Below are 21,339 nucleotides of genomic sequence, written 5' to 3' on the forward strand. Positions count from 1 at the left end.
TTCAACCGTATCTAATCTTCCTGTCAATCTCAGCCTGTGGCTTTCCGAACAGGTATCCCTGCACGAGATCGCAGCCAAGCGCCTGAAGCCGTTCAAGCTGCGCTTCGGTTTCAACACCCTCTGCAATGACCCGCATGTTGAGGCTCTTCGCCATGCCGGTAATTAACTTAACGATATTAAGGGCATCATCCTGCGTGGATATCGGATTCACAAAAGATTTATCTATTTTAATTTTATCAAAATTCAGTTCACTCAGTCGTGAGAGCGAGGAATATCCCGTTCCGAAATCATCGATAGAAATTTTGACACCCAGTGCCCGGAGCTTTTTGAGAATAGTGATCGGCATGTTGCTGTCACTGAAGAGCGAAGACTCTGTTACCTCTAGCTCAAGTCGGCTGGCCGGTAGCCCTGTCTCTTTCAGGATGGACTGCACCATCGTCGTAAACGATTTTGTGCCTAGCTGAACGGGGGAGACGTTCACCGAGATCCTGGCCGGCACCGCCCAGGACACCGCTTCCCGGCAGGCCATCTCAAGCACCGACTTGCCGATCTCATTGATCATTCCCGTTTTTTCAGCGACGGAAATAAAATAATCTGGCGCGAGTATCCCTTTCACCGGGTGTATCCAGCGAATAAGCGCTTCATAGCCGTAAATTTCATTGCTGAATGAATCGACAATAGGCTGGTAATAGACAACGAATTCATTGTGATCGATCGCCAGAGCCATATCATGTTCAAGGGTTCTGCTTTCCTGCAGTCTTTGCAGCATCCACTGACGGAAGACTTTGATCTGCTGCGAACCTTCTTTTTTCGCTTCGTAAAGGGCCAGATCGGCAAATTTGTATAGATAATCAGAGCGTCGTTCATTATCAGATAAAACGATACCCACGCAGGTGGCAATTTTTATTAGCTGATTATTAATCGTATAGGGCTGGCTGATATGATCGCTGATTTCTTTGGCGCGCGAAACAGCGGCGGTTTCCGTGAGTCCGCTGGAGAGAAGGGCGAATTCATCGCCGCCCAAACGGTAAAACGTATCCGTTGCGCTGCTCATCGAGGTCAGCCGTCGGGAGACCTGATTCAGCAGCAAATCTCCCGTATCATGGCCATAGGTATCGTTGACCTCTTTGAAGCGGTCTAAATCAAATAACATTACGGTGACGGGGACGTGGTTTTTATCTGCCTGAAGATTAATTTTGTTGAGATCGTCCCAGAAGAAAAGGCGGTTTTTCATGCCGGTGAGGGAGTCATGATAAACATCATACTCCAGCTTCGCGTTCTGAATTTGCAGCTTTTCTTTTGATATTTGAAGTTCGTCAGCCAGGCTTTTAACCTGCATATGTGCTTTCAGAATGTTTTTATTCTGGTAGATCATTAAGAAGCCGAGAATAAAGCTTAAAATCACCAGGAGCAATGAAAGTGCCGAGTAGATATAATACAGTATCTGTATTTTCTTATTGGATTCGTTAACTGTGTTAATATCTTTTGTTAATGCCGTGGCAGAAAGCTGGCTTAGCGGTGCATCAAGTTCATGCATATTTGTCAGGTATGCTTTTAACTCCGGGTGGCTCATATTTTCAAGATGGCTATCCAGATAGGCCAGTATGTTTTCTAAGCGTAAAGCGAGTTCTTGATGCGTTTTATCGCTGTCAATGTAGCGACCTAAATCGCCCCCCTTCATTAAATCGCCCTGACTGAGCATAATTTCGAGGCGCATGCGGACCTGGTCTATCGTAACGTCATCGGTATCGGTTGCGTATAGACCAAGCCATGATTCAAAACGGTAATACTCTGATACCAGTTGTGCCACGGACCAGGACTCAGTGTATTGAGTCAGTTTTTGCAATTCTTGCTGACGATCATAAACAAGGTATGCAATATATCCTGTCGTGATAAAAAGAGAAAAAATGATACCAACCAGTATCCTGTTCATTATGTTCTCCTGAACGACTACTCAATCTTCATTTTGCTTACCTGCCATGCTGATCGTGAGTAATAAATCTGATTATTCAACTCAGGAAGACTGTCATAGGGGTATACAATGAACGATGGGCCTTTATCGCGGATGCGCATATATTCGCCATTGACCTTTAAGGCAAGGATGGCGTTGTATTTTTTAAAGTCGCTGAGAGGGATGATGGTTGAGTAATCATTGAGCGCAATAACATTCACGTTCGTACCTTTTGCACCCACATAATCCATGAGCTTGCTCATTGGCACACCCTCAAACTTCGTACGACCGTTATACCAGGGGGAGGTTGTCTCGAAACTCACGACACCCAGTTTTTCAAGGCTGGCGAGATCAAACACTGCTTTTCCATTTTCATTGGTATTTTCTATATTACCGGAAATCGTTAAAATGGGTTTACCAACTGGTTTTGGCAGGTCGCCAGCCCAGGTTACACTCTGTACCAGACAGCATAACAGCAGTAGGGTTAATCGCATTTTGACCTCCACCTTTTAACAGAAGTATAAGAATTATAATTTAGATATCACACGAGTTGATATATTTTGTTGGGAAGTCAGGGGTTTTATCGTTTTTATTGATGTGATGTCAATAAAATCAATCTGTTAGGTGGTGTGGGTGACAGAGTGTTTGATACTCAAGCGACACTTAACTTTTTGATAAAAGCTAAAATTGCGGGCATAAATGCTCTTTTGATTAAAAAATAATCGCTTTAATTGAGGGATATTATCTTTTAAGACAATTGTGGGGTGTTCGTGGCGTTTTGACGCGCGAATCTGGAGACCAAATACGTGCTCCGGTTGTGTCCGTTGTTTCAGGATGATGACAAGCGAGGACACGAACATTCCGACAGTGCGTGTCCCCTACCGCTTGCCTTACTTCAGGTCCTCCCGGATGGCTGACACCGGCTTACCCCCTTTCGCCATGCTGGCAAACACTGCGTCTCGGTAGATCCACGCATGAACGAGTGCGGCAGAGAGATGGACCAGCACCACAGCAAAAAGCAACTTTGCCAGAAGGCTATGGGCGTCGTGACACCAGGCAAAGAGTGCCGGACTGGTCGGGACAATTGCCGGCAGGTTGACACCATCAAACATGACAATTGGCAGGCCCGCTGCCGACAGCTGCGCCCAGCCCAGCAGCGGCATTGCCAGCATTAACCCATACAGCATCCAGTGTGATGCCTTTGCGGCAAGCACCTGCCAGACGGGCAAATCGGCAGGAAGTGGGGGCGTCCGGCTCAGAAGTCGGTTGACCAGACGAACCAGTGCCAGCAGTAAAATGGCGATACCCAGCGGCCGGTGCAGATCGATTAACCAGATCCGGTGATGTAATGACGTCATCATCGCGGCACCGATGAACAGCATAGCCAGGATCATCACCGCCATCAGCCAGTGCAGGCTTCGCGCCAGGGTATTGAAATGCTGCGGCGCGTGCTCTCGCCTGTCTTTATTTGAGCTCATTTTACCTCCTGCTTTTGCACGGCTTCGGTGGCTTTGCCGTAGCCAATTTCCCGCTCACGGCGGCTGAAAGAGTGGGAGTAGGCCGCGGAGCGGGCGTTTAAGATGGGATCGTCAGACACCACAACGCCTGCAGGAACGACAGAAGGGTCAAAGTTAACGTCGCGGCACGCGCCTGTGGATTGTGCTTCGACGCGCGTCACTTCCAGCGTGCCGGCCACCCTCTTTTTGCGATCGTCCGGCCATGGCTGGGAAGGGTCATCCACCGGATCGCCCGGCTGTGCGAGCTGCAAAACGTAATCCCAGTAGAGTGGCTTCTGCGCCAGGCGCTGGCGCAGGTTTTCGAACAGGAAGTTGTCATCGGCTTTTTGTCGTTGTTCATCGCTTATCGACAGGAAAGGCTCGTGCGGACGCATCATCCAGCGAACGGCTTGACGTTCCCCCTGCGCGTTCACAAGGTAAAAGGCGTTAATGCTGTAAAACGTCGCGCCCGCGAAGCTGCCGGGAGCGGGTTTTTGTGCCGCCCATTTAAGGTATTTCTCCGCCTCCGGGTACGCTTTTAAAAAGTCTTTGAGACGCTGCGGATCCGGTTTCCCGGTGGCCGCATCAACGGCCGTGGCTTTTCGTAAGGCCAGAAAACCTTCCGGGCTGTGCGTGGCGAAGAAAGGCTCGTTGTTCATCGCCATCCGCCATTGTTGCTTGTCATCTGTCTTTAGCAGTAGCGCCATGCTCAGGGTTTTGGTCGTACTATCCGGGGCATGCGGATCGCCATTACCAATAGAGAATCGGCCCACCACGGGCACTTCCTGCTGTGAGAAGAGGCGGGAGGTTGAAAGGGAATCCGCCGAGCCGTTTGGCGTAAAGGTGCCGGCAAAGCAGATGCCTTTTCCATGCGCGCGGCGAAAACCCGCCGGGAAGGGTTTCGGTGTTTCCCCTACCAGTGCCTGGCTGACCGTGCGTGACCCAAGCCAGCCCGCCGTCCATGCAAAAGCAGATGCCAGCGTACCGGCGACAACGGCGATCGCTGCCAGCGCGCCCCAGGTTTTTTTGGACCTCAAATCCAGTTTCGACATAGACGTTTTTCCAGAACAAAATATCTTCACCTGTCATGCGCAACGTGTTGCGCGTGACAGGTGTTAATACAGTGGCGAATATGGCTCGAGTATAGGAACTAAGGGGCGTAAAGAAAGAATATCACGAAAAGTTTAAACCTTTCCGCTGCAATAGACCGGGTTACTCATCGTGGCGGAAGTTGTGACCGAGTCGGTGACCCAGCGAGAAATAGTGGCGAAATAGATAATAGAGGGGGTTCCATTTCTCCACATTAAATTTTACTCCTCTCTGAGTATGAATTAATAATGCCTCAGATATGTGGACGCAGGTTATCGTGGCATCAACGGACACCAGGTTCCCTTGCGAACCGGTCAGGGGCGATATCCCGCAAACTTGAGCCTCTATTTGTACAGGACACTCTTTAATTCTCCACGAGTTAATCGTCACCGCTTTTTCCTTATGGAAATTCCCGCAGCTAAATTTGTCCTGTTCAAAAACATACCCCCTCTTTTTCTTCCATTCCGGTGGCGATGCTTTTCCCGTTTTATTTGCGATAGCTTCAATATTCTGCCAGAGCCTGCTGTCCGGTATGTTCAGAACAATATCGGGGTTACCCGTGATATTTTCATAACATTTTCCGGAGGTGCCAAGCCCGAACACGATATTCCGGTCAAGGATCCACCATGATGAAACCGGGCTCAGGTTGGTTGAACCGTCAGGATTTTGGCTGGAGATAATGGCGACCGGTGTACCAAAATATAAAGAAGCAAAATCGACCTGCTGGGTTTTCATTTTATCATCCTCTGATTAAAGGAGACCCAGTCTACGTTGTGCAAACGTGCGTTACTTCGGTGAAGCGCGAAGTAAAACGCGCCAGGCTAAAATTCCCAGGGGAACTGCAATAGCTGCCTTGTACCCAACTGAGCGAGAACGTGCATAATGCGTCCACCTTTTGCGAGAACGCGTAAGGTTCGTTGTCCCTGCCGGAACAGATTTATTGACTTAAATCATGATGTCTCTTTCATTCGCCGCCTATCGTGTACACCCCCTCCTTAAAACGAATCAAAAATGAAAAAAAGACCGTTCCTGATGGTGCTTTGTGCTGTGTGCTGCTTTTTTGTAGCGGACATCGCCATGGCAAAAAACAGTTCAGTTTCCAGTGAACAGGTTAAAGAGAACGTTATTGCAGAGTCGATAGCATCTTATCCCGGTGTATGCGCTTGTCCTTTTAACCGGGCCAGAAACGGAAGCGCTTGCGGGAGACGCAGCGCATGGAGTAAGGCGGGAGGCTATGCTCCCATTTGTTATAAAAATGAAGTAACAGATGAGATGGTAAAGCAGTGGCGTGAAAATAATAGCTAACCCGCCTCCAGCATCCCAAAACTCACAATACGCGCGCGTCCCAGCTCTTTTGCCCGGTATAGCGCCACATCCGCAGCGCGCAGCAGGTTGTCGGTCTGGGCATGTTGTGGGTAGCTGGCAATGCCAATCGACACGTCCACCGGCCCAATCTCGGTCAGCCCGTAGCGAAGCGACAGCTCATGCACGCCGGTGTAAATCTTCTGCGCGCAGGCGTACGCTTCTGCTTCATCGGCACCGGAAAGCAGCACCAGAAACTCCTCGCCCCCGTAGCGGAATGCCAGCCCGTTGTCATGTGCGGCCCGCTGAACAATTGACGCCACGCTTTTGATCACCAGATCGCCCGCTTCATGGCCGAAACGGTCATTAATGCTCTTGAAGTGGTCGATATCAATCATCATGCAGCTTAACGGCACGCCGGTGCGTATCGCCTGTGCCGTTTGGGTTTGCAGGGTATCTTCCAGATGATGACGGTTACGCAGGCCGGTGAGCGGGTCAAACAACGCTTTTTCCAGCAACGCGTCGCGCAGACGCTGGTTGGCCAGCGCCAGCCCGAGCGCCTCGGCCATCAGCTCCAGATACGCGCGGGAAGGTGCATTGTCCGCTGTAATATTCTGGAAGGAGAGCAGGCCAATGGCCTCGCCCTGAGCGATAAGCGGCACGCAAAGCGCGCTTTCCGCCTGGGATGCCGGAAGATGGTAGCAGGCAATATCCGGCTCGCCGTTCACCGGCGGGTGACTCTGCCCGCGACGCACGGCCCAGCACTCGTCCGGGTGGAACGTCGTCTCTTCACCCACCGGCGAAAGCCATTGCGCGACGCAGCGCATCTGCCACGGCTCGCGGTCAAGGACGTAGAGCCGGCCCGCGATCCCCGGCGCGATATTGGGGGCAAACAGCTCCGCCACGTTAATCACATCGTTAAAGTTCTCACACCCCTGCAGCCGCTGGGTCATGCGCGCCAGCAGCTCGCGGATGGCCCAGTCGGCATCGCGCTCTTTTTCCAGACGCTGCCGCGCCAGGCCGTTTTCACGGAAGATGCTGATGGCCTGAGCCATATCGCCTATCTCATCGATCTGGTTGAAATTGGGCGTTTCAACCGCGTAATCCTGGGATGCCAGGCGGTGCACCACGTCGCTCAGGCGGACCACGGGGCGCAGCACGCGGCGTTTTAATATAAAGCCGAGCACAAACAGGAACAGCAGGGCGGTCAGGCCGACAGTCAGCTCAGAGGCGGTACGCAGCGCTTTCGATTTTTTGGTCGCCTCCTGAACGGCAGCGATGACGCGCTTGTCGAGTATCTGGCGGAAGTGATCGAGCTGATTCTGCGCGCGCTCAAGCTCCTGCTCATAGGGCTGGCCATAGAGCAAGGCTACGGCCTGGGCGTCTTCACCGCGTTCCAGGCTTTCTAGGGCGGTTTGCTGCTCGTCCTGCAGCTCATCGACGATCTTTATTCCTTCATGCAGCAGGGCCAGTTCTTCATCCGATGCGCCGTTATCCTGCAGCTTTTCAAGCCGAAGCTCGATGCGCTTCAGGCTGTTTTCTGCCTGGTTATATTCCTTGAGTACCTGAGGATCTTTTTTAATGGCGTACAGCCGCGCTAAATCAGACTGCGCCCAGATATCGGTTTCGATATCTTCCGTCAGCTGATCAAATTTCTGCCGTTGTTCAACGGCCTGACGCTCGAGGGTATCCGCACTGGACGCCATCAGCATGATGATGCCGGAGGCGATGGTCAGGCAGACCGTGGCCCCATAGGCCCAGTTTGTTATCGTCGCGATTCGCACCAGATGATCCTTTTACGACATGAGTAGGATGGCGTTCTTCAAATTATAGAAAACGTCTGATTTAAGGCGAAAAAAAAGGCGGCACGGCGCCGCCTGGTGTGGTCTTTATCGTCACGTCCTTACAAATCTGGAGGATTTTTTCCTTCTTCGATGAAATCCGCGTCCAGCTCTTCGGCGTTACCTTCGTGATCGCGTCCGGAGAAGAGGTTCCAGCAGGCGATAAACAGCGCGGCGATGAGCGGCCCAATCACAAAGCCGTTAATGCCGTACAGCTCCATGCCGCCGAGGGTGGAGATCAGAATCAGGTAGTCCGGCATTTTGGTGTCTTTCCCCACCAGCAGCGGGCGCAGGATGTTGTCCACCAGCCCGACGACGATCACGAAGAAACCGACAATAAACAGCCCCTGCCAGATCTGGTGCGTGGCGAACAGGAAGATAGCGGCGGGCACCCAGACAATTGCCGAGCCGATGGCGGGCACGAGGGAAAGGAACGCCATCAGTGCGCCCCAGAGCACGCTGCCGTCGATACCGGCAATGGCAAAGGCAATCCCGCCGAGGATGCCCTGAACCACGGCCACCGCCGCCGTCCCTTTTACCGTGGCGCGTGACACGCCGACGAATTTGGCGAACAGATGCTGCTTGGCAAAATCGGACAGGGGCAGGGAGTCGAGGATCTGGCGTACCAGATACGGGCCGTCTTTCAGCAGGAAGAACAGCAGATACAGCATGATGCCGAAGCTAATCGCAAAGCCAAAGGTGCCTTTGCCGATCAGGAACGCGCTACCCGCCAGATACTGTCCGCCCTGCAGCGCGACGTCGGAGAGTTTTTTCTGGATCTGCGCCGCGTTGGTCAGGTTGTGATCCGCCAGGAAGCCGCTGGCCCAGTCAGGCAGGTGGTTGAAGATGCTCGCCACCACTTCCGGGAACTGGGTATTGTTCTCCTGCAGTTTGGTGTAAACCACGTTCAGCTCAATGGCGAGCGAGGAGAGGATCACCATCAGCGGAATAAAGACGATCAGGCAGATAATACCGATGGTCAACAGCGAGGCCAGCCCGTTGCGATCCCCCAGCGCGGCGCGAAGCTTGTTTTTTACCGGATTGAAGATAACGGTCAGAATGGCGGCCCACAGTATCGCGGAGAAGTAGGGCGACAGCACGTCGAAAAAGGCCCAGGTCACAAGGGCGAGAATGAAAATAAAGAAACCTTTAGTCAGTCCGTTAAAGCGCATCAGTCAGTCCTGGTTACTAAGAAACTGTGACGACTATAGAACTGATTGTGAGAATTACCAACCTTGCGCCGGGTGGCGGCTGCGCCTTACCCGTCCTACGGGGAGTGTTACGGTATGACTTCGCGCTTTACGGATACCACTTTCGACTGACCGAAGATCGACTTTTCCCGCACCATGCTGTAAGTATCTGCTTGCGGAGGTGCTTATGGCCTGGCGTCCGATTCTCTATGTGATCCTCACAACCCACCCCAGACTCAGCGCGCGGCGCGCCCGTTTGCGTCTGGTCATCTAGCTTTTTATTAACAATCGCGGTATAACACACCTTCTTTGGATGTTTAGATGTCCATACGTATAGAAGGTAATATGCAAACACAACAAGAAAATGGGCAGCTTAAGCGCACCATGAAAACACGCCACCTTATAATGCTCTCGCTGGGTGGCGTGATTGGGACAGGGTTATTCTTTAATACCGGCTACATCATTTCCACAACCGGGGCGGCGGGCACGCTGCTGGCGTACCTCATAGGTGCGCTGGTGGTCTGGCTGGTGATGCAGTGTCTGGGCGAACTCTCCGTGGCGATGCCGGAAACCGGCGCGTTCCACGTCTATGCCGCGCGTTATCTTGGCCCGGCGACGGGCTACACCGTGGCGTGGCTCTACTGGCTCACCTGGACGGTGGCGCTCGGTTCGAGCTTTACCGCCGCGGGCTTCTGCATGCAGTACTGGTTCCCGCAGGTGCCCGTCTGGGCGTGGTGCGTGGTCTTCTGCGTGGTGATATTTGGCCTGAACGTCATTTCCACGCGCTTCTTTGCGGAGGGTGAGTTCTGGTTCTCCCTGGTGAAAGTCATCACCATCATCGCCTTTATTATTCTTGGCGGCGCGGCGGTCTTTGGCTTTATCCCGATGCAGGACGGTTCACCCGCGCCGGGCTTAAGCAACATCACCGCCGAGGGCTGGTTCCCGCACGGCGGCCTGCCGATCCTGATGACCATGGTGGCGGTGAACTTTGCCTTCTCCGGGACCGAACTGATCGGTATTGCCGCAGGGGAAACGGAAAATCCGCACAAGGTGATTCCGGTGGCGATCCGTACCACCATTGCGCGCCTGATCATCTTCTTTATCGGCACCGTGTTTGTGCTGGCGGCGCTGATCCCGATGCAGCAGGCGGGCGTGGAAAAGAGCCCGTTCGTGCTGGTGTTTGAAAAGGTCGGTATTCCTTACGCGGCGGATATTTTTAACTTCGTGATCCTGACGGCGATCCTCTCGGCGGCGAACTCCGGGCTGTACGCCTCCGGGCGCATGCTGTGGTCGCTCTCTAATGAGAAAACGCTCCCGCGCTGCTTTGCCCGCGTGAACAAAAACGGCGTGCCGCTGACGGCGCTCTCGGTTTCTATGCTCGGCGGCGTGCTGGCGCTGTTCTCAAGCGTCGTGGCACCGGACACGGTATTTGTCGCGCTCTCGGCGATTTCTGGCTTCGCGGTGGTGGCCGTCTGGATCAGCATCTGCGCGTCGCACTTCGTTTTCCGTCGTCGCCATCTGCAGTCCGGGCAGCCGCTCTCTGCGCTGCAGTACCGCGCGCCGTGGTATCCGCTGGTGCCGGTGCTCGGTTTTATCCTCTGCGTGGTGGCCTGTGTCGGCCTGTGGTTTGACCCAAGCCAGCGCATTGCCCTTTATTGCGGGATTCCGTTTGTCGCCCTGTGTTATGGTGCCTACTACCTGACCCGAAATATGACATCGCAGGAGCCTGAACATGTCGCAGAATAATCCGCTTACCGCCCTCCTTGAAAAGCAGCCGTTTGTGGTGCTGGATGGCGCGATGGCGACGGAGCTGGAAGCGCGCGGCTGTAACCTGGCAGACAGCCTCTGGTCTGCCAAAGTGCTGATGGAAAACCCGGAGCTTATCCGTGAAGTGCACCTTGATTACTACCGCGCGGGGGCACAGGTGGCGATCACCGCCAGCTACCAGGCCACGCCTGCGGGTTTTGCGGCGCGCGGCCTGGACGAGGCGCAGTCCCGGGCGCTGATTGGCAAAAGCGTGGAGCTGGCGCGTAAGGCGCGTGAAGCGTATCTGGCTGAAAATCCGCATGCGGGCACGCTGCTGGTGGCGGGCTCCGTTGGGCCGTATGGTGCCTATCTGGCGGATGGCTCAGAGTATCGGGGTGATTACGTGCGCAGCGCTGAGGCGTTTACTGCCTTCCACCGCCCGCGCGTGGAAGCGCTGCTGGATGCGGGCGCTGACCTGCTGGCCTGCGAAACGCTGCCGTCTTTTATTGAGATTAAGGCGCTGGCGGCCCTTCTGGCCGGGTATCCCCGCGCCCGGGCGTGGTTCTCCTTTACCCTGCGGGACAGCGAGCACCTGAGCGACGGCACGCCGCTGCGTGACGTGGTCAGCGTGCTGGCCGACTCTCCGCATATCGTCGCGCTGGGCATTAACTGCATCGCGCTGGAAAATACCACGGCGGCGCTGAAGCACCTGCAGAGCCTGACGTCGCTGCCGCTGGTGGTCTACCCGAACTCGGGCGAGCATTATGATGCGGTGACCAAAACCTGGCACCACCAGGGCGAAGCGTGTGAGACGCTGGCGGGGTATCTGCCCCAGTGGCTGGATGCCGGAGCGAAGCTGATTGGTGGCTGCTGTCGCACCACGCCGAAGGATATTGCTGAGCTTAACGCGAAGCGCTGAGTTTTTTGCCGGGTGGCGGCTGCGCCTTACCCGGCCTACGGATCGCACAATGTGTAGGCCGGGTAAGCGCAGCGCCACCCGGCATAAAACAACCGCACAAAACCAACTATCCTTTCCCATTTTTTATCTAAAAACGAATCGTTATGAGCGATTCATTTTTATTCCTTTATCAAAATTCCCGCGTTGGAAATACTGCCCTCATAACAACAAGGGGAGCAGGCACTATGGCAATTTCATCGCGAATCACACTACTCGGCGCACTGGCGCTGTGGGCATTTCAGGCGCAGGCGGTGGACGTCACCGTCGCGTATCAAACTTCTGCGGAACCGGCGAAAGTCGCGCAGGCGGATAACACCTTTGCCAAAGAGAGCGGCGCGAAAGTTGAATGGCGCAAGTTCGACAGCGGCGCGTCCGTAGTGCGTGCGTTAGCCTCCGGCGACGTGCAGATCGGCAATATCGGCTCCAGCCCGCTGGCGGTTGCGGCCAGCCAGCAGGTGCCGATTGAGGTGTTCCTGCTCGCCTCGCAGCTCGGTAACTCTGAAGCGCTGGTGGTGAAGAAAAACATCACCAAACCGGAAGACCTGATCGGCAAACGCATCGCCGTGCCGTTTATCTCCACCACCCACTACAGCCTGCTGGCGGCGCTGAAACACTGGGGCATCAAGCCGGGTCAGGTTCAAATCATCAACCTCCAGCCGCCGGCGATTATCGCGGCCTGGCAGCGTGGCGACATTGACGGGGCCTATGTGTGGGCGCCTGCGGTGAACGAGCTGGAAAAAGACGGCACCGTGCTGACCGACTCCGAAAAAGTGGGCCAGTGGGGTGCGCCAACCCTCGACGTGTGGGTCGTGCGCAAAGACTTCGCCGAGAAACATCCTGAGGTGGTGAAAGCCTTCGCGAAAAGCGCGATTGACGCCCAGCAGCCGTACATCAGTAACCCGGATGAATGGCTGAAGCAGCCCGCCAACCTGGAAAAACTCTCCCGCCTGAGCGGCGTGCCGGAAGCGGACGTGCCGGGGCTGGTGAAGGGCAATACCTATCTGACGCCCGCGCAGCAGGTGCAGCAGCTGACCGGGCCGGTTAACAAAGCGATTGTGGATACCGCCACCTTCCTGAAGGAGCAGGGCAAAGTGCCCGCAGTAGCGGCGGATTACAGCCAGTACGTGACCGATCGTTTTGTGAAATAAGGAGTTCGCCATGCTGAATATTACAAATCTGTCTGCCGATTACGGTGGTAAACCCGCCTTACAGGACATCAACCTGACGCTGGACAGCGGTGAGCTGCTGGTGGTGCTGGGCCCGTCCGGGTGCGGAAAAACCACCCTGCTGAATCTCATCGCCGGGTTTGTCCCTTATCAGCATGGCACCATTCAACTGGAAGGCAAAAAGGTGGAGGGCCCCGGCGCCGAGCGCGGCGTGGTCTTCCAGAATGAAGGCCTGCTCCCGTGGCGCAACGTGCAGGAAAACGTGGCGTTTGGGCTGCAGCTTGCGGGCATCCATCGTGAACAGCGGCTGGAAACCGCGCGGGCGATGCTGAAAAAAGTGGGGCTGGAAGGCGCGGAAAAACGCTATATCTGGCAGCTTTCCGGCGGCCAGCGGCAGCGTGTCGGGATTGCCCGCGCGCTGGCCGCGAATCCGCAGCTGTTGCTGCTGGACGAGCCGTTCGGGGCGCTGGATGCCTTCACCCGCGAGCAGATGCAAACCCTGCTGCTGCGCCTGTGGCATGAGACGGGCAAGCAGGTGCTGCTGATTACCCACGATATCGAAGAGGCGGTGTTTATGGCCACCGAGCTGGTGCTGCTGTCCCCGGGGCCGGGCCGCGTGCTGGAGCGCTTGCCGCTGGAATTCGCCCGCCGCTACGTCGCGGGGGAACCCGTGCGCAGCATCAAATCCGATCCGCTGTTTATCGAACAGCGTGAGTACGTTTTAAGCCGCGTGTTTGAACAGCGGGAGGCCTTCTCATGAGCATCGTCTTCAGTGAAAAAACGCGCCGCACGCGTCTGGCGCTGCGCTGGCCTTTCTCACGTCAAATTACGCTGAGCGTCGGCACGCTGCTGGTGCTGCTGGCGGTGTGGTGGGCGGTTGCTGCCCTGCAGTGGGTCAGCCCGCTGTTTCTGCCGCCGCCGGGACAGGTGCTGAGCAAACTTATTACCATCGCCGGGCCGCAGGGCTTTATGGATGCCACGCTCTGGCAGCACTTAGGCGCCAGCCTGGCGCGCATTCTGGTGGCGCTGCTGGCGGCGGTGATTATCGGCATTCCCGTGGGGATTGCGATGGGGCTGAGCCCGACGGTGCGCGGCATCCTCGACCCGCTGATTGAGCTTTATCGTCCGGTCCCGCCGCTGGCCTATCTGCCGCTGATGGTGATCTGGTTCGGCATCGGTGAAACCTCAAAAATCCTGCTGATCTATCTGGCGATTTTCGCCCCGGTGGCCATGTCGGCCCTGGCGGGCGTGAAGAGCGCCCAGCAGGTGCGGATCCGCGCGGCGCAGTCGCTGGGGGCCAGCCGTACGCAGGTGCTGCTGTTCGTGATTTTACCGGGCGCACTGCCGGAGATTTTAACCGGGCTGCGCATCGGCCTCGGCGTGGGCTGGTCCACGCTGGTGGCGGCTGAGCTGATTGCCGCCACGCGAGGGTTAGGGTTTATGGTGCAGTCGGCGGGAGAGTTCCTGGCGACTGACGTGGTGCTGGCAGGGATCGCGGTGATCGCCGCGATCGCCTTCGGATTAGAACTGGGGCTGCGCGCGTTACAGCGCCGCCTGACGCCCTGGCATGGAGAAATACAATGAGTGAACGTCTGACCATTACCCCGCTGGGGCCGTACATTGGCGCACAGGTATCGGGCCTGGATGTGACCCGTCCGCTGAGCGATAACCAGTTTGAGCAGCTGTACCACGCGGTGCTGCGCCATCAGGTGGTGTTCCTGCGCGAGCAGGCGATCACCCCGCAGCAGCAGCGCGCGCTGGCCCTGCGCTTTGGCGATCTGCATATCCACCCGGTCTATCCGCATGCGGAAGGGGTGGAAGAGATTATCGTCCTCGACACCCACAACGATAACCCGCCGGATAACGATAACTGGCACACCGATGTGACCTTTATCGAGACGCCGCCTGCGGGGGCGATTCTGGCGGCGAAACGGCTGCCGGAGACGGGGGGCGATACGCTGTGGGCCAGCGGGATTGCGGCGTATGAGGCGCTCTCCGCGCCGTTCCGGACGCTGCTGAGCGGGCTGCGGGCGGAGCACGATTTCAAAAAATCGTTCCAGGAGTACAAGTACCGTAAAACGGAAGAGGAGCATCAGCGCTGGCAGGAGGCGGTGGCGAAACATCCTCCGCTGCTGCACCCGGTCGTGCGGACCCATCCGGTGACGGGCAAGCAAGCGCTGTTCGTCAACGAAGGGTTCACCACGCGCATCGTGGACGTGACGGAAAAAGAGAGTGAGGCGCTGCTCAGTTTCCTGTTCGCGCATATCACCAAGCCGGAGTTCCAGGTGCGCTGGCGCTGGCAGGAGAACGATCTGGCGATCTGGGATAACCGCGTGACGCAGCATTATGCCAATGCGGACTATCTGCCGCAGCGCCGGATTATGCAGCGGGCGACAATTTTGGGCGATAAGCCGTTTTACCGCCCCTGATCCTGTAGTACCTGTAGGCCGGGTAAGCGCAGCGCCACCCGGCGAAAACGGTGCACAATTGCCGGGTGGCGGCTACGCCTTACCCGGCCTACAAAATACCGCACATTTAAAGGTGCGCCTCAATATACCGCTGATAGCGGTTCGCCTTCAGGTAACACAAATCCACCAGCACCAGCCCGTCAACGCAGTTGTTGAACGCCGGGTCGCTGCCAAAATCAATAAACTGCACGCCGCCGGGCTCGCACAGCTCGGAATATTGCTTGTAGAGCGGCGGAATGCCGCAGCCAAGATTGCCGAGCAGGGATTTCAGCTTCGTCAGATCGTCCACGTAATCCACGCCGCCAAACTGCGCCAGCACGTCCGGCAGGGACGCGGGATACGGCTGGCGCGAGGCGGCGAGCGGATGCGTCGCCGGGAACCACAGGCGGTAAAAGGCGACCAGCAGATCCCGCGCGGCAGGCGGTAAGCCGCCGGAAATCGAGACCGGGCCAAACAGATAGCGGTAGTGCGGATAACGCGCCAGATACGCCCCAATGCCGGACCATAAATAGTCCAGGCCGCGGCGCCCCCAGTAGCGCGGCTGAATAAAGCTGCGCCCCAGCTCAATGCCGTGTTCCAGCACGTCCTGCATTTTGTCGTCGTAGTGGAACAGGCTATAGCTGTACAACCCCTCAACGCCGCGCTTTTCGATCTGCATGGCCGTCGGCATAAAGCGATACGCCCCGACGATCTCCAGATCGTCCTCATCCCACAGGATCAGGTGCAGATAATCATCGTCGTAGCTGTCGGTGTCCCGGCGTTTGCCACTCCCTTCCTCCACCGCGCGAAAGGCAATCTCGCGCAGGCGGCCCAGCTCCCGCAGCAGCGGGGCGTCTTCCTGACCGTTGCGCTGCCAAAGATAGATGGTTTTCCCGTCGCTGGTTTTGCCCAGAGATTCGGCCTGCGCCAGCGCGCGCTTCAAAGTGGCCCGGTCTTCCGGACGGGCAATCGCGCACTGGGTTTTAAAGACGCCGGGCACTCCCTTGCCAAGACGCATCACGTGCTGACGGCACTGCTCGGCCATCTCACGCGACGAAAGGGTGGCGCTGTGCCAGTGATGCCACGCAATCTGCTGGCCGATTTTAATCGGCAGCTGGCTGTGACGGCGGCGGAACATCTGCTGCATCAGCAGCAGCATCGACAGCGTCGGAGAGACCAGCGTGCTGGCGTAAAAGAGCAGGCTGTTGTGCGCCTGAATATGCACCGGCAGCAGCGGGACGCGCAGCTTGCCGGCGAGTTTGATAAAGCCAGAGTGCCATTTCTTATCGCGAATGCCTTTGCGCGTGGGGCGGGAAACTTCGCCTGCCGGGAAGAAGATCAGTACGCCCGCGTTTTGCAGGTGCTGTTCCATCTGCACCAGCGACGACTTCGCCGTCCTGCCACCCATATTGTCCACCGGAATAAACAGCGAGCTGAGGGGCTCAAGGTGGGTCAGCATCCGGTTGGTCACGACTTTAACGTCGCGCCGCACGCGGGAGACGGCGTACAGCAACGCCAGACCGTCCAGCGTACCCGTCGGGTGGTTGGCAATGATGACCAGCGGGCCATGTTCGGGGATTTGTTCGAGATCGCGGGCGGAAACGGTGCAGAGAATATCCAGGTGTTCCAGAACCTGCTCCACCATATCCAGCCCTTTCAGGTGGCGGTGGGCGGCGGCAAACTGCTGAAACTCGTCTTCGTAGAACAGTCTTTTTAACAGACTTTTTTGCCAGGGTGCGGGCCTCGCCTGAGGCCAAAGATCGTCGAGAACGCTATCGAGGCTAAACATGGTCACTCCTCCTGCCGTCTTGCGAAGACAGTAGAAGGCGCAGATGTCGATTGTATTGCAGTTGGGTGAAGATTTGAGCAGAGAGCAGGCCGGGTAAGGCGAAGCCGCCACCCGGCGCTAAAGCGGATTAACGCAGAATTTTCTTCTCGGCCAGATCCAGGGCGAAGTAGCTGAAGATCAGATCCGCGCCCGCGCGTTTGATCGCGCCCAGGCTTTCAAGGATCACTTTCTCTTCGTCGATCGCCCCTGCCAGCGCGGCGAACTTGATCATTGCGTACTCGCCGCTCACCTGGTAAGCGCCCAGCGGCAGCTCGGTGCGTTCGCGGATGTCGCGCAGGATATCAAGATATGCGCCAGCCGGTTTTACCATCAGGCAGTCTGCGCCCTGGGCTTCATCGAGCAGGGATTCACGAATCGCTTCGCGACGGTTCAGCGGGTTCATCTGATAGGTTTTACGATCGCCCTTCAGCGCCGTGCCGGCTGCTTCACGGAACGGACCGTAGAAGGAGGAGGCAAATTTGGTGGAGTAGGACATGATGGCGGTGTCGGTGAAACCGGCCGCGTCCAGCGCCTGACGAATCGCCTGAACCTGTCCGTCCATCGCCGCAGACGGTGCGATGAAGTCCGCACCCGCAGCGGCCGCGACGACCGCCTGCTTGCCGAGGTTCAGCAGGGTGGCATCGTTATCCACGCCGTGATCGCACAGCACGCCGCAGTGGCCGTGAGAGGTATATTCACAGAAACAGGTGTCGGACATCACCACCATTTCCGGCACCGTCTCTTTGCAGATGCGGGACATGCGGGCGACGAGGCCATCTTCCTTCCACGCGTCGCTGCCGGTGGCGTCGGTATGATGGGAGATGCCGAAGGTCATCACCGAGCGGATCCCCGCGTTGGCGATACGTTCAATCTCACGCGCCAGATATTTCTCCGGAATGCGCATGACGCCCGGCATGGCCTCGATGGCTTTGTAGTCATCGATCTCTTCTTCAACAAAAATCGGCAACACCAGATCGTTTAAGGTCAGGGTTGTCTCTTCAAACATAGCGCGCAGTGCAGGTGACTTACGCAGACGGCGGGGACGTGCAATTAAATCGGTCATGGTATGCCTGATGTTTGTGGAACAAAGAGGGCTAGTGTACCTCAAAGTGGCGACGGGTGTTTTACTAAAGTGGGCATTTTGCTTTTGCGAAATGCGGCAGATGAGTTTGCTTGTTACCAATAATATATAATGCAGGACAGTATAACGCTGAGAGAAGAATGAGATATTTGTGTTATTTCTATATGGAAATGAATGTATCATTAAAAATGATTTATTATTTATTATGATATTTCCCTGATTGCTTTGCCTGTGCATTAACATTTTGTTTTTATAATATTTATTTTATGTCGCCCTGTGCGTTGTGGTCTGAATCTGTTTTTTGTCTGAATGCGGACTTAATGGAAACATTCATTGAACCTTTTCGAAATGAAACTGCATAATTCCCTCCGCAATTAAATATTGCAAATTCATTGATGGACAAACTTGCTTACGTCCCTGAGGAGGGATGACCCAATGCAAACATGGAAAAAGAAACTCGTTGTATCTCAACTTGCATTAGCCTGCACCCTGGCTATCGCTTCTCAGGCCAATGCGAAGGATATTTCCGGTACGACATATAATACCTTCGGATACGATAATACAGCGACCACTCCCTGGTATTATGGCTATGCCGACTGGGATTTCTCAGATGCCATCCACGATGGTGATATTTACCCGGTGATTAATAAATCCACCGTGAATGGTGTTATTTCAACGTACTATCTCGATGATGGCATCAATGGTCGGGCGAATGCGTTGAGTATTTCCAACAGCACCATTAATGGCATGATTACCTCTCAGTGTATGACCGCCACCTGTGCTGATGGTCTGGATGCCGACGGCACCCAACATGCTCAATACGACCGTTTTAGCCTGACCGTTGATAATTCCACCATTAACGATACGTATGAACATTATGCGTATGATGTCGTGAATGGTGAAAATACGGAAAGACACTATCTGGATACATATGATATGGGTAATGCGATTACCCTGGACGTGGAATCAGATATTGTTATCCAGAATAATTCTCACGTCGCGGGGATTACCCTGACGCAGGGGTATCAGGAACGGGATAATACCCCGTACGACGGCGTTGAAGGCGTAGCCAACAGCAGCAAGGTCTTTACCGACACGCTACTGGTAAAAGATTCGGTACTGACTTCCGGTGCGTACCGCGATTTAGGTACCAGCGGATTCTACGGCCAGACTGCGAAGCCGAGCGACTATAGTGAAACCGACGCGACAGGGGCAGATGATGCCGCGCTGATTGTTACCGCCAGCGCGTCTGATAACGCGATGCAGACCGCTGCCACCTTCGATCACTCCACCGTTACGGGCGACATCCTGTTCTCCAGCACCTTCGACAACAACTTCTACCCGAACGGCGATCCGGCAACCGATACCACCGAAGACGGCGTCTATAACCCTACCACCAACGGCTGGGACGGCACCGATAAGCTGGATGTCACCCTGACCAACGGCAGCAAATGGGTCGGTGCTGCGCAGTCCAGCGTTGAGGCTATCGGCACGACGCAGATGTATGGCCAGGGCTACAGCAACGTAGACTGGCGCACGCTGTCCCCGAACAGCATTTGGCCGGATTCCACCTATGACAGCAACGCACATGTTGCGGGTGAAGCGGTGTATCAGAGCGGTCTGTTTAACATTGCGCTGGATAACGGCTCCGAGTGGGATACCCGCAAGATGTCAAACATTGACACGCTGACGGTAAACAACCAGTCTCAGGTCAATGTTGAAAACTCAGGCCTGCTGGCGGATACCATCACTCTGACCAATGCTTCCTCATTGAACATCGGCGACAACGGCGGCGTGGCCACCGACCATCTGTATCTGGACAGCGATAGCCGTGCGGCACTGACGGAAGAAACGGCCGAGCTGTATGCCAACACCATCACCGTGGATAACGGTGCAGAGCTGGCCCTGGGTCTGGGCCAGGTTGATACGCACACTATGGTTCTGACCGATGGCGGCGTGCTGAATGTTGCCAGCCGCGATTACGTGCTGAACAGCGATCTGAACAACGCACGCTATATCACTAACGACAAGCGCAGCGCCGATTATGACTACGGCGTAGTGGCCATTCACTCTGACGGCCATCTGGCGGTGAACGGTGACGTCGCAGGCAACTATAAAGTCCGTATCGACGACGCGACCGGAGCAGGTTCCGTCGCTGATTACAAAAATAAAGAGATTGTCCGTGTCTATGACAATAACGCGGATACGTCGGCCAGCTTTACTGCCGCAAACAAAGCCGATTTAGGTGCTTATACCTACCAGGCGCAGCAGCAGGGTGACACCGTCGTTCTGCAGCAGAAAGAACTGACCGACTATGCCAATATGGCGCTGAGCATCCCTTCTGCTAATACCAATATCTGGAATCTGCAGCAGGATACCGTAGGTGCGCGTCTGACCAACAGCCGTCACGGCCTGGCGGATAACGGCGGGGCGTGGGTGAGCTACTTCGGCGGCAACTTCGACGGTGACAACGGCGTTATCAGCTACGATCAGGACGTGAGCGGTATTATGGTGGGTCTGGATACCCAGATTGACGGTAATAACGCGAAGTGGATCGTCGGTGGTGCGGCAGGTTTCGCGAAGGGCGATATCAGCGATCGTACCGGTCAGGTCGATCAGGATAGCCAGACGGCGATGATCTACGCGTCAGCGAAGTTCATGAACGATCTTTTCCTCGACAGCTCCCTGAGCTACACCCGCTTCAACAACGATCTCTCCGCTAACATGAGCAACGGTCAGTATGTTGACGGCAATACCACCAGTGACGCTGTTGGCTTTGGTCTGAAGCTGGGCTATGACTGGAAGCCAAACCTCTCTGGCTACGTAACGCCATACGCAGCCGTATCGGGTCTGTTCCAGTCAGGCGATGATTATCGCCTCAGCAATGACATGCGCATGGATGGACAATCATAGGATAGCCCGCGTTATGAACTCGGTGTTGATACGGGTTACACCTTCAACTACGGCGGCGATCAGGCTCTGACCCCTTACTTCAAACTGGCCTGGGTTTATGACGACGCCGATAACAATGCCGATATTAACGGTGACAGCATTGATAACGGCGTGAAAGGTTCAGCTGTTCGTGTTGGGCTGGGCACCCAGTTCAGCTTCACGAAGAACTTCAGCGCTTACACGGATGCCACATATCTTGGCGGCGGCGACGTTGACCAGAACTGGGGCGCAAACCTGGGTGTGAAATATACCTGGTAATGAATAAAGCGGGGGAGGGGGTATCTCCTCCGCT

At 55.6% G+C, this 21,339-nt stretch carries 16 protein-coding genes and 1 pseudogene; 8 read left to right on the forward strand and 9 right to left on the reverse strand.

Going from position 1 to position 21,339, the window contains the following annotated elements; genetic code table 11:
• Position 1: 1 nt before the first annotated feature.
• The 5 genes from ACVCAM_RS02110 to ACVCAM_RS02130 form a co-directional block, all read right to left on the reverse strand.
• Entirely contained in the window at positions 2–1,933 is a 1,932-nt protein-coding gene (locus tag ACVCAM_RS02110) for a putative bifunctional diguanylate cyclase/phosphodiesterase (RefSeq protein WP_032674225.1), read from the reverse strand.
• 17 nt (positions 1,934–1,950) lie between these two features.
• Entirely contained in the window at positions 1,951–2,445 is a 495-nt protein-coding gene (locus ACVCAM_RS02115) for a molybdopterin-dependent oxidoreductase (protein ID WP_008503255.1), read from the reverse strand.
• A 396-nt stretch (positions 2,446–2,841) separates the two neighbouring features.
• On the reverse strand, positions 2,842–3,429 hold the full coding sequence (locus ACVCAM_RS02120; RefSeq protein ID WP_288450089.1) for a cytochrome b: 588 nt from the start codon (positions 3,427–3,429) through the stop codon (positions 2,842–2,844).
• Positions 3,426–4,499, reverse strand: coding sequence for a catalase family peroxidase (locus ACVCAM_RS02125; protein WP_407223093.1), 1,074 nt, complete (start codon positions 4,497–4,499; stop codon positions 3,426–3,428). The genes ACVCAM_RS02120 and ACVCAM_RS02125 overlap by 4 nt, the downstream gene beginning before the upstream one ends.
• 160 nt (positions 4,500–4,659) lie before the next feature.
• Positions 4,660–5,271 carry a flavin reductase family protein gene (locus ACVCAM_RS02130; RefSeq protein ID WP_128302202.1) on the reverse strand — a complete coding sequence of 204 codons (612 nt, stop codon included), beginning with the start codon at positions 5,269–5,271 and terminating at the stop codon, positions 4,660–4,662.
• A gap of 276 nt (positions 5,272–5,547) precedes the next feature.
• Here ACVCAM_RS02130 and ACVCAM_RS02135 point away from each other — a divergent pair, with 276 nt between their 5' ends.
• Positions 5,548–5,841, forward strand: a complete 294-nt coding sequence (locus ACVCAM_RS02135) for a hypothetical protein (RefSeq protein WP_071884809.1) — start codon at positions 5,548–5,550, stop codon at positions 5,839–5,841.
• Here ACVCAM_RS02135 and ACVCAM_RS02140 read toward each other — a convergent pair.
• A complete protein-coding gene (locus tag ACVCAM_RS02140; protein WP_023293190.1) occupies positions 5,838–7,622 on the reverse strand; it encodes a diguanylate cyclase in 1,785 nt (594 codons plus the stop codon). The genes ACVCAM_RS02135 and ACVCAM_RS02140 overlap by 4 nt on opposite strands.
• A gap of 119 nt (positions 7,623–7,741) precedes the next feature.
• A complete protein-coding gene (locus ACVCAM_RS02145) occupies positions 7,742–8,851 on the reverse strand; it encodes an AI-2E family transporter (protein ID WP_008503245.1) in 1,110 nt (369 codons plus the stop codon).
• 363 nt (positions 8,852–9,214) lie between these two features.
• Between ACVCAM_RS02145 and mmuP the strand changes: the two genes are divergently transcribed.
• The 6 genes from mmuP (at position 9,215) to tauD (ending at position 15,168) form a co-directional block, all read left to right on the forward strand.
• Entirely contained in the window at positions 9,215–10,615 is a 1,401-nt protein-coding gene (mmuP, locus tag ACVCAM_RS02150) for an S-methylmethionine permease (protein ID WP_008503244.1), read from the forward strand.
• Complete coding sequence (gene mmuM, locus ACVCAM_RS02155; protein WP_045416740.1) at positions 10,602–11,534, forward strand: homocysteine S-methyltransferase; 933 nt, start codon at positions 10,602–10,604, stop codon at positions 11,532–11,534. The genes mmuP and mmuM overlap by 14 nt, the downstream gene beginning before the upstream one ends.
• Before the next feature lie 224 nt (positions 11,535–11,758).
• A complete protein-coding gene (gene tauA, locus ACVCAM_RS02160) occupies positions 11,759–12,721 on the forward strand; it encodes a taurine ABC transporter substrate-binding protein (protein ID WP_021241692.1) in 963 nt (320 codons plus the stop codon).
• Positions 12,722–12,731: 10 nt separating this feature from the next.
• Positions 12,732–13,499 (forward strand): taurine ABC transporter ATP-binding subunit, encoded by a 768-nt coding sequence (gene tauB / locus ACVCAM_RS02165; RefSeq protein ID WP_023293187.1) that lies wholly within the window; start codon positions 12,732–12,734, stop codon positions 13,497–13,499.
• Positions 13,496–14,323 (forward strand): taurine ABC transporter permease TauC, encoded by an 828-nt coding sequence (gene tauC, locus ACVCAM_RS02170; protein ID WP_045630661.1) that lies wholly within the window; start codon positions 13,496–13,498, stop codon positions 14,321–14,323. Before tauB ends, tauC begins: the two co-directional genes overlap by 4 nt.
• Entirely contained in the window at positions 14,320–15,168 is an 849-nt protein-coding gene (gene tauD, locus ACVCAM_RS02175; RefSeq protein WP_063418733.1) for a taurine dioxygenase, read from the forward strand. The genes tauC and tauD overlap by 4 nt, the downstream gene beginning before the upstream one ends.
• A gap of 106 nt (positions 15,169–15,274) precedes the next feature.
• Here the strand turns inward: tauD and ACVCAM_RS02180 are convergent, their stop codons facing one another.
• Together ACVCAM_RS02180 and hemB are read right to left on the reverse strand one after the other, a co-directional pair.
• Complete coding sequence (locus ACVCAM_RS02180) at positions 15,275–16,975, reverse strand: lysophospholipid acyltransferase family protein (protein ID WP_045416737.1); 1,701 nt, start codon at positions 16,973–16,975, stop codon at positions 15,275–15,277.
• A gap of 127 nt (positions 16,976–17,102) precedes the next feature.
• On the reverse strand, positions 17,103–18,077 hold the full coding sequence (hemB, locus tag ACVCAM_RS02185) for a porphobilinogen synthase (RefSeq protein WP_021241687.1): 975 nt from the start codon (positions 18,075–18,077) through the stop codon (positions 17,103–17,105).
• A 453-nt stretch (positions 18,078–18,530) separates the two neighbouring features.
• Here hemB and ACVCAM_RS02190 point away from each other — a divergent pair.
• Positions 18,531–21,305: pseudogene (locus ACVCAM_RS02190) on the forward strand (autotransporter outer membrane beta-barrel domain-containing protein).
• The last annotated feature ends 34 nt before the right edge of the window (positions 21,306–21,339 follow it).

It is taken from the genome of Enterobacter sp. CFEC122 (assembly GCF_052983755.1).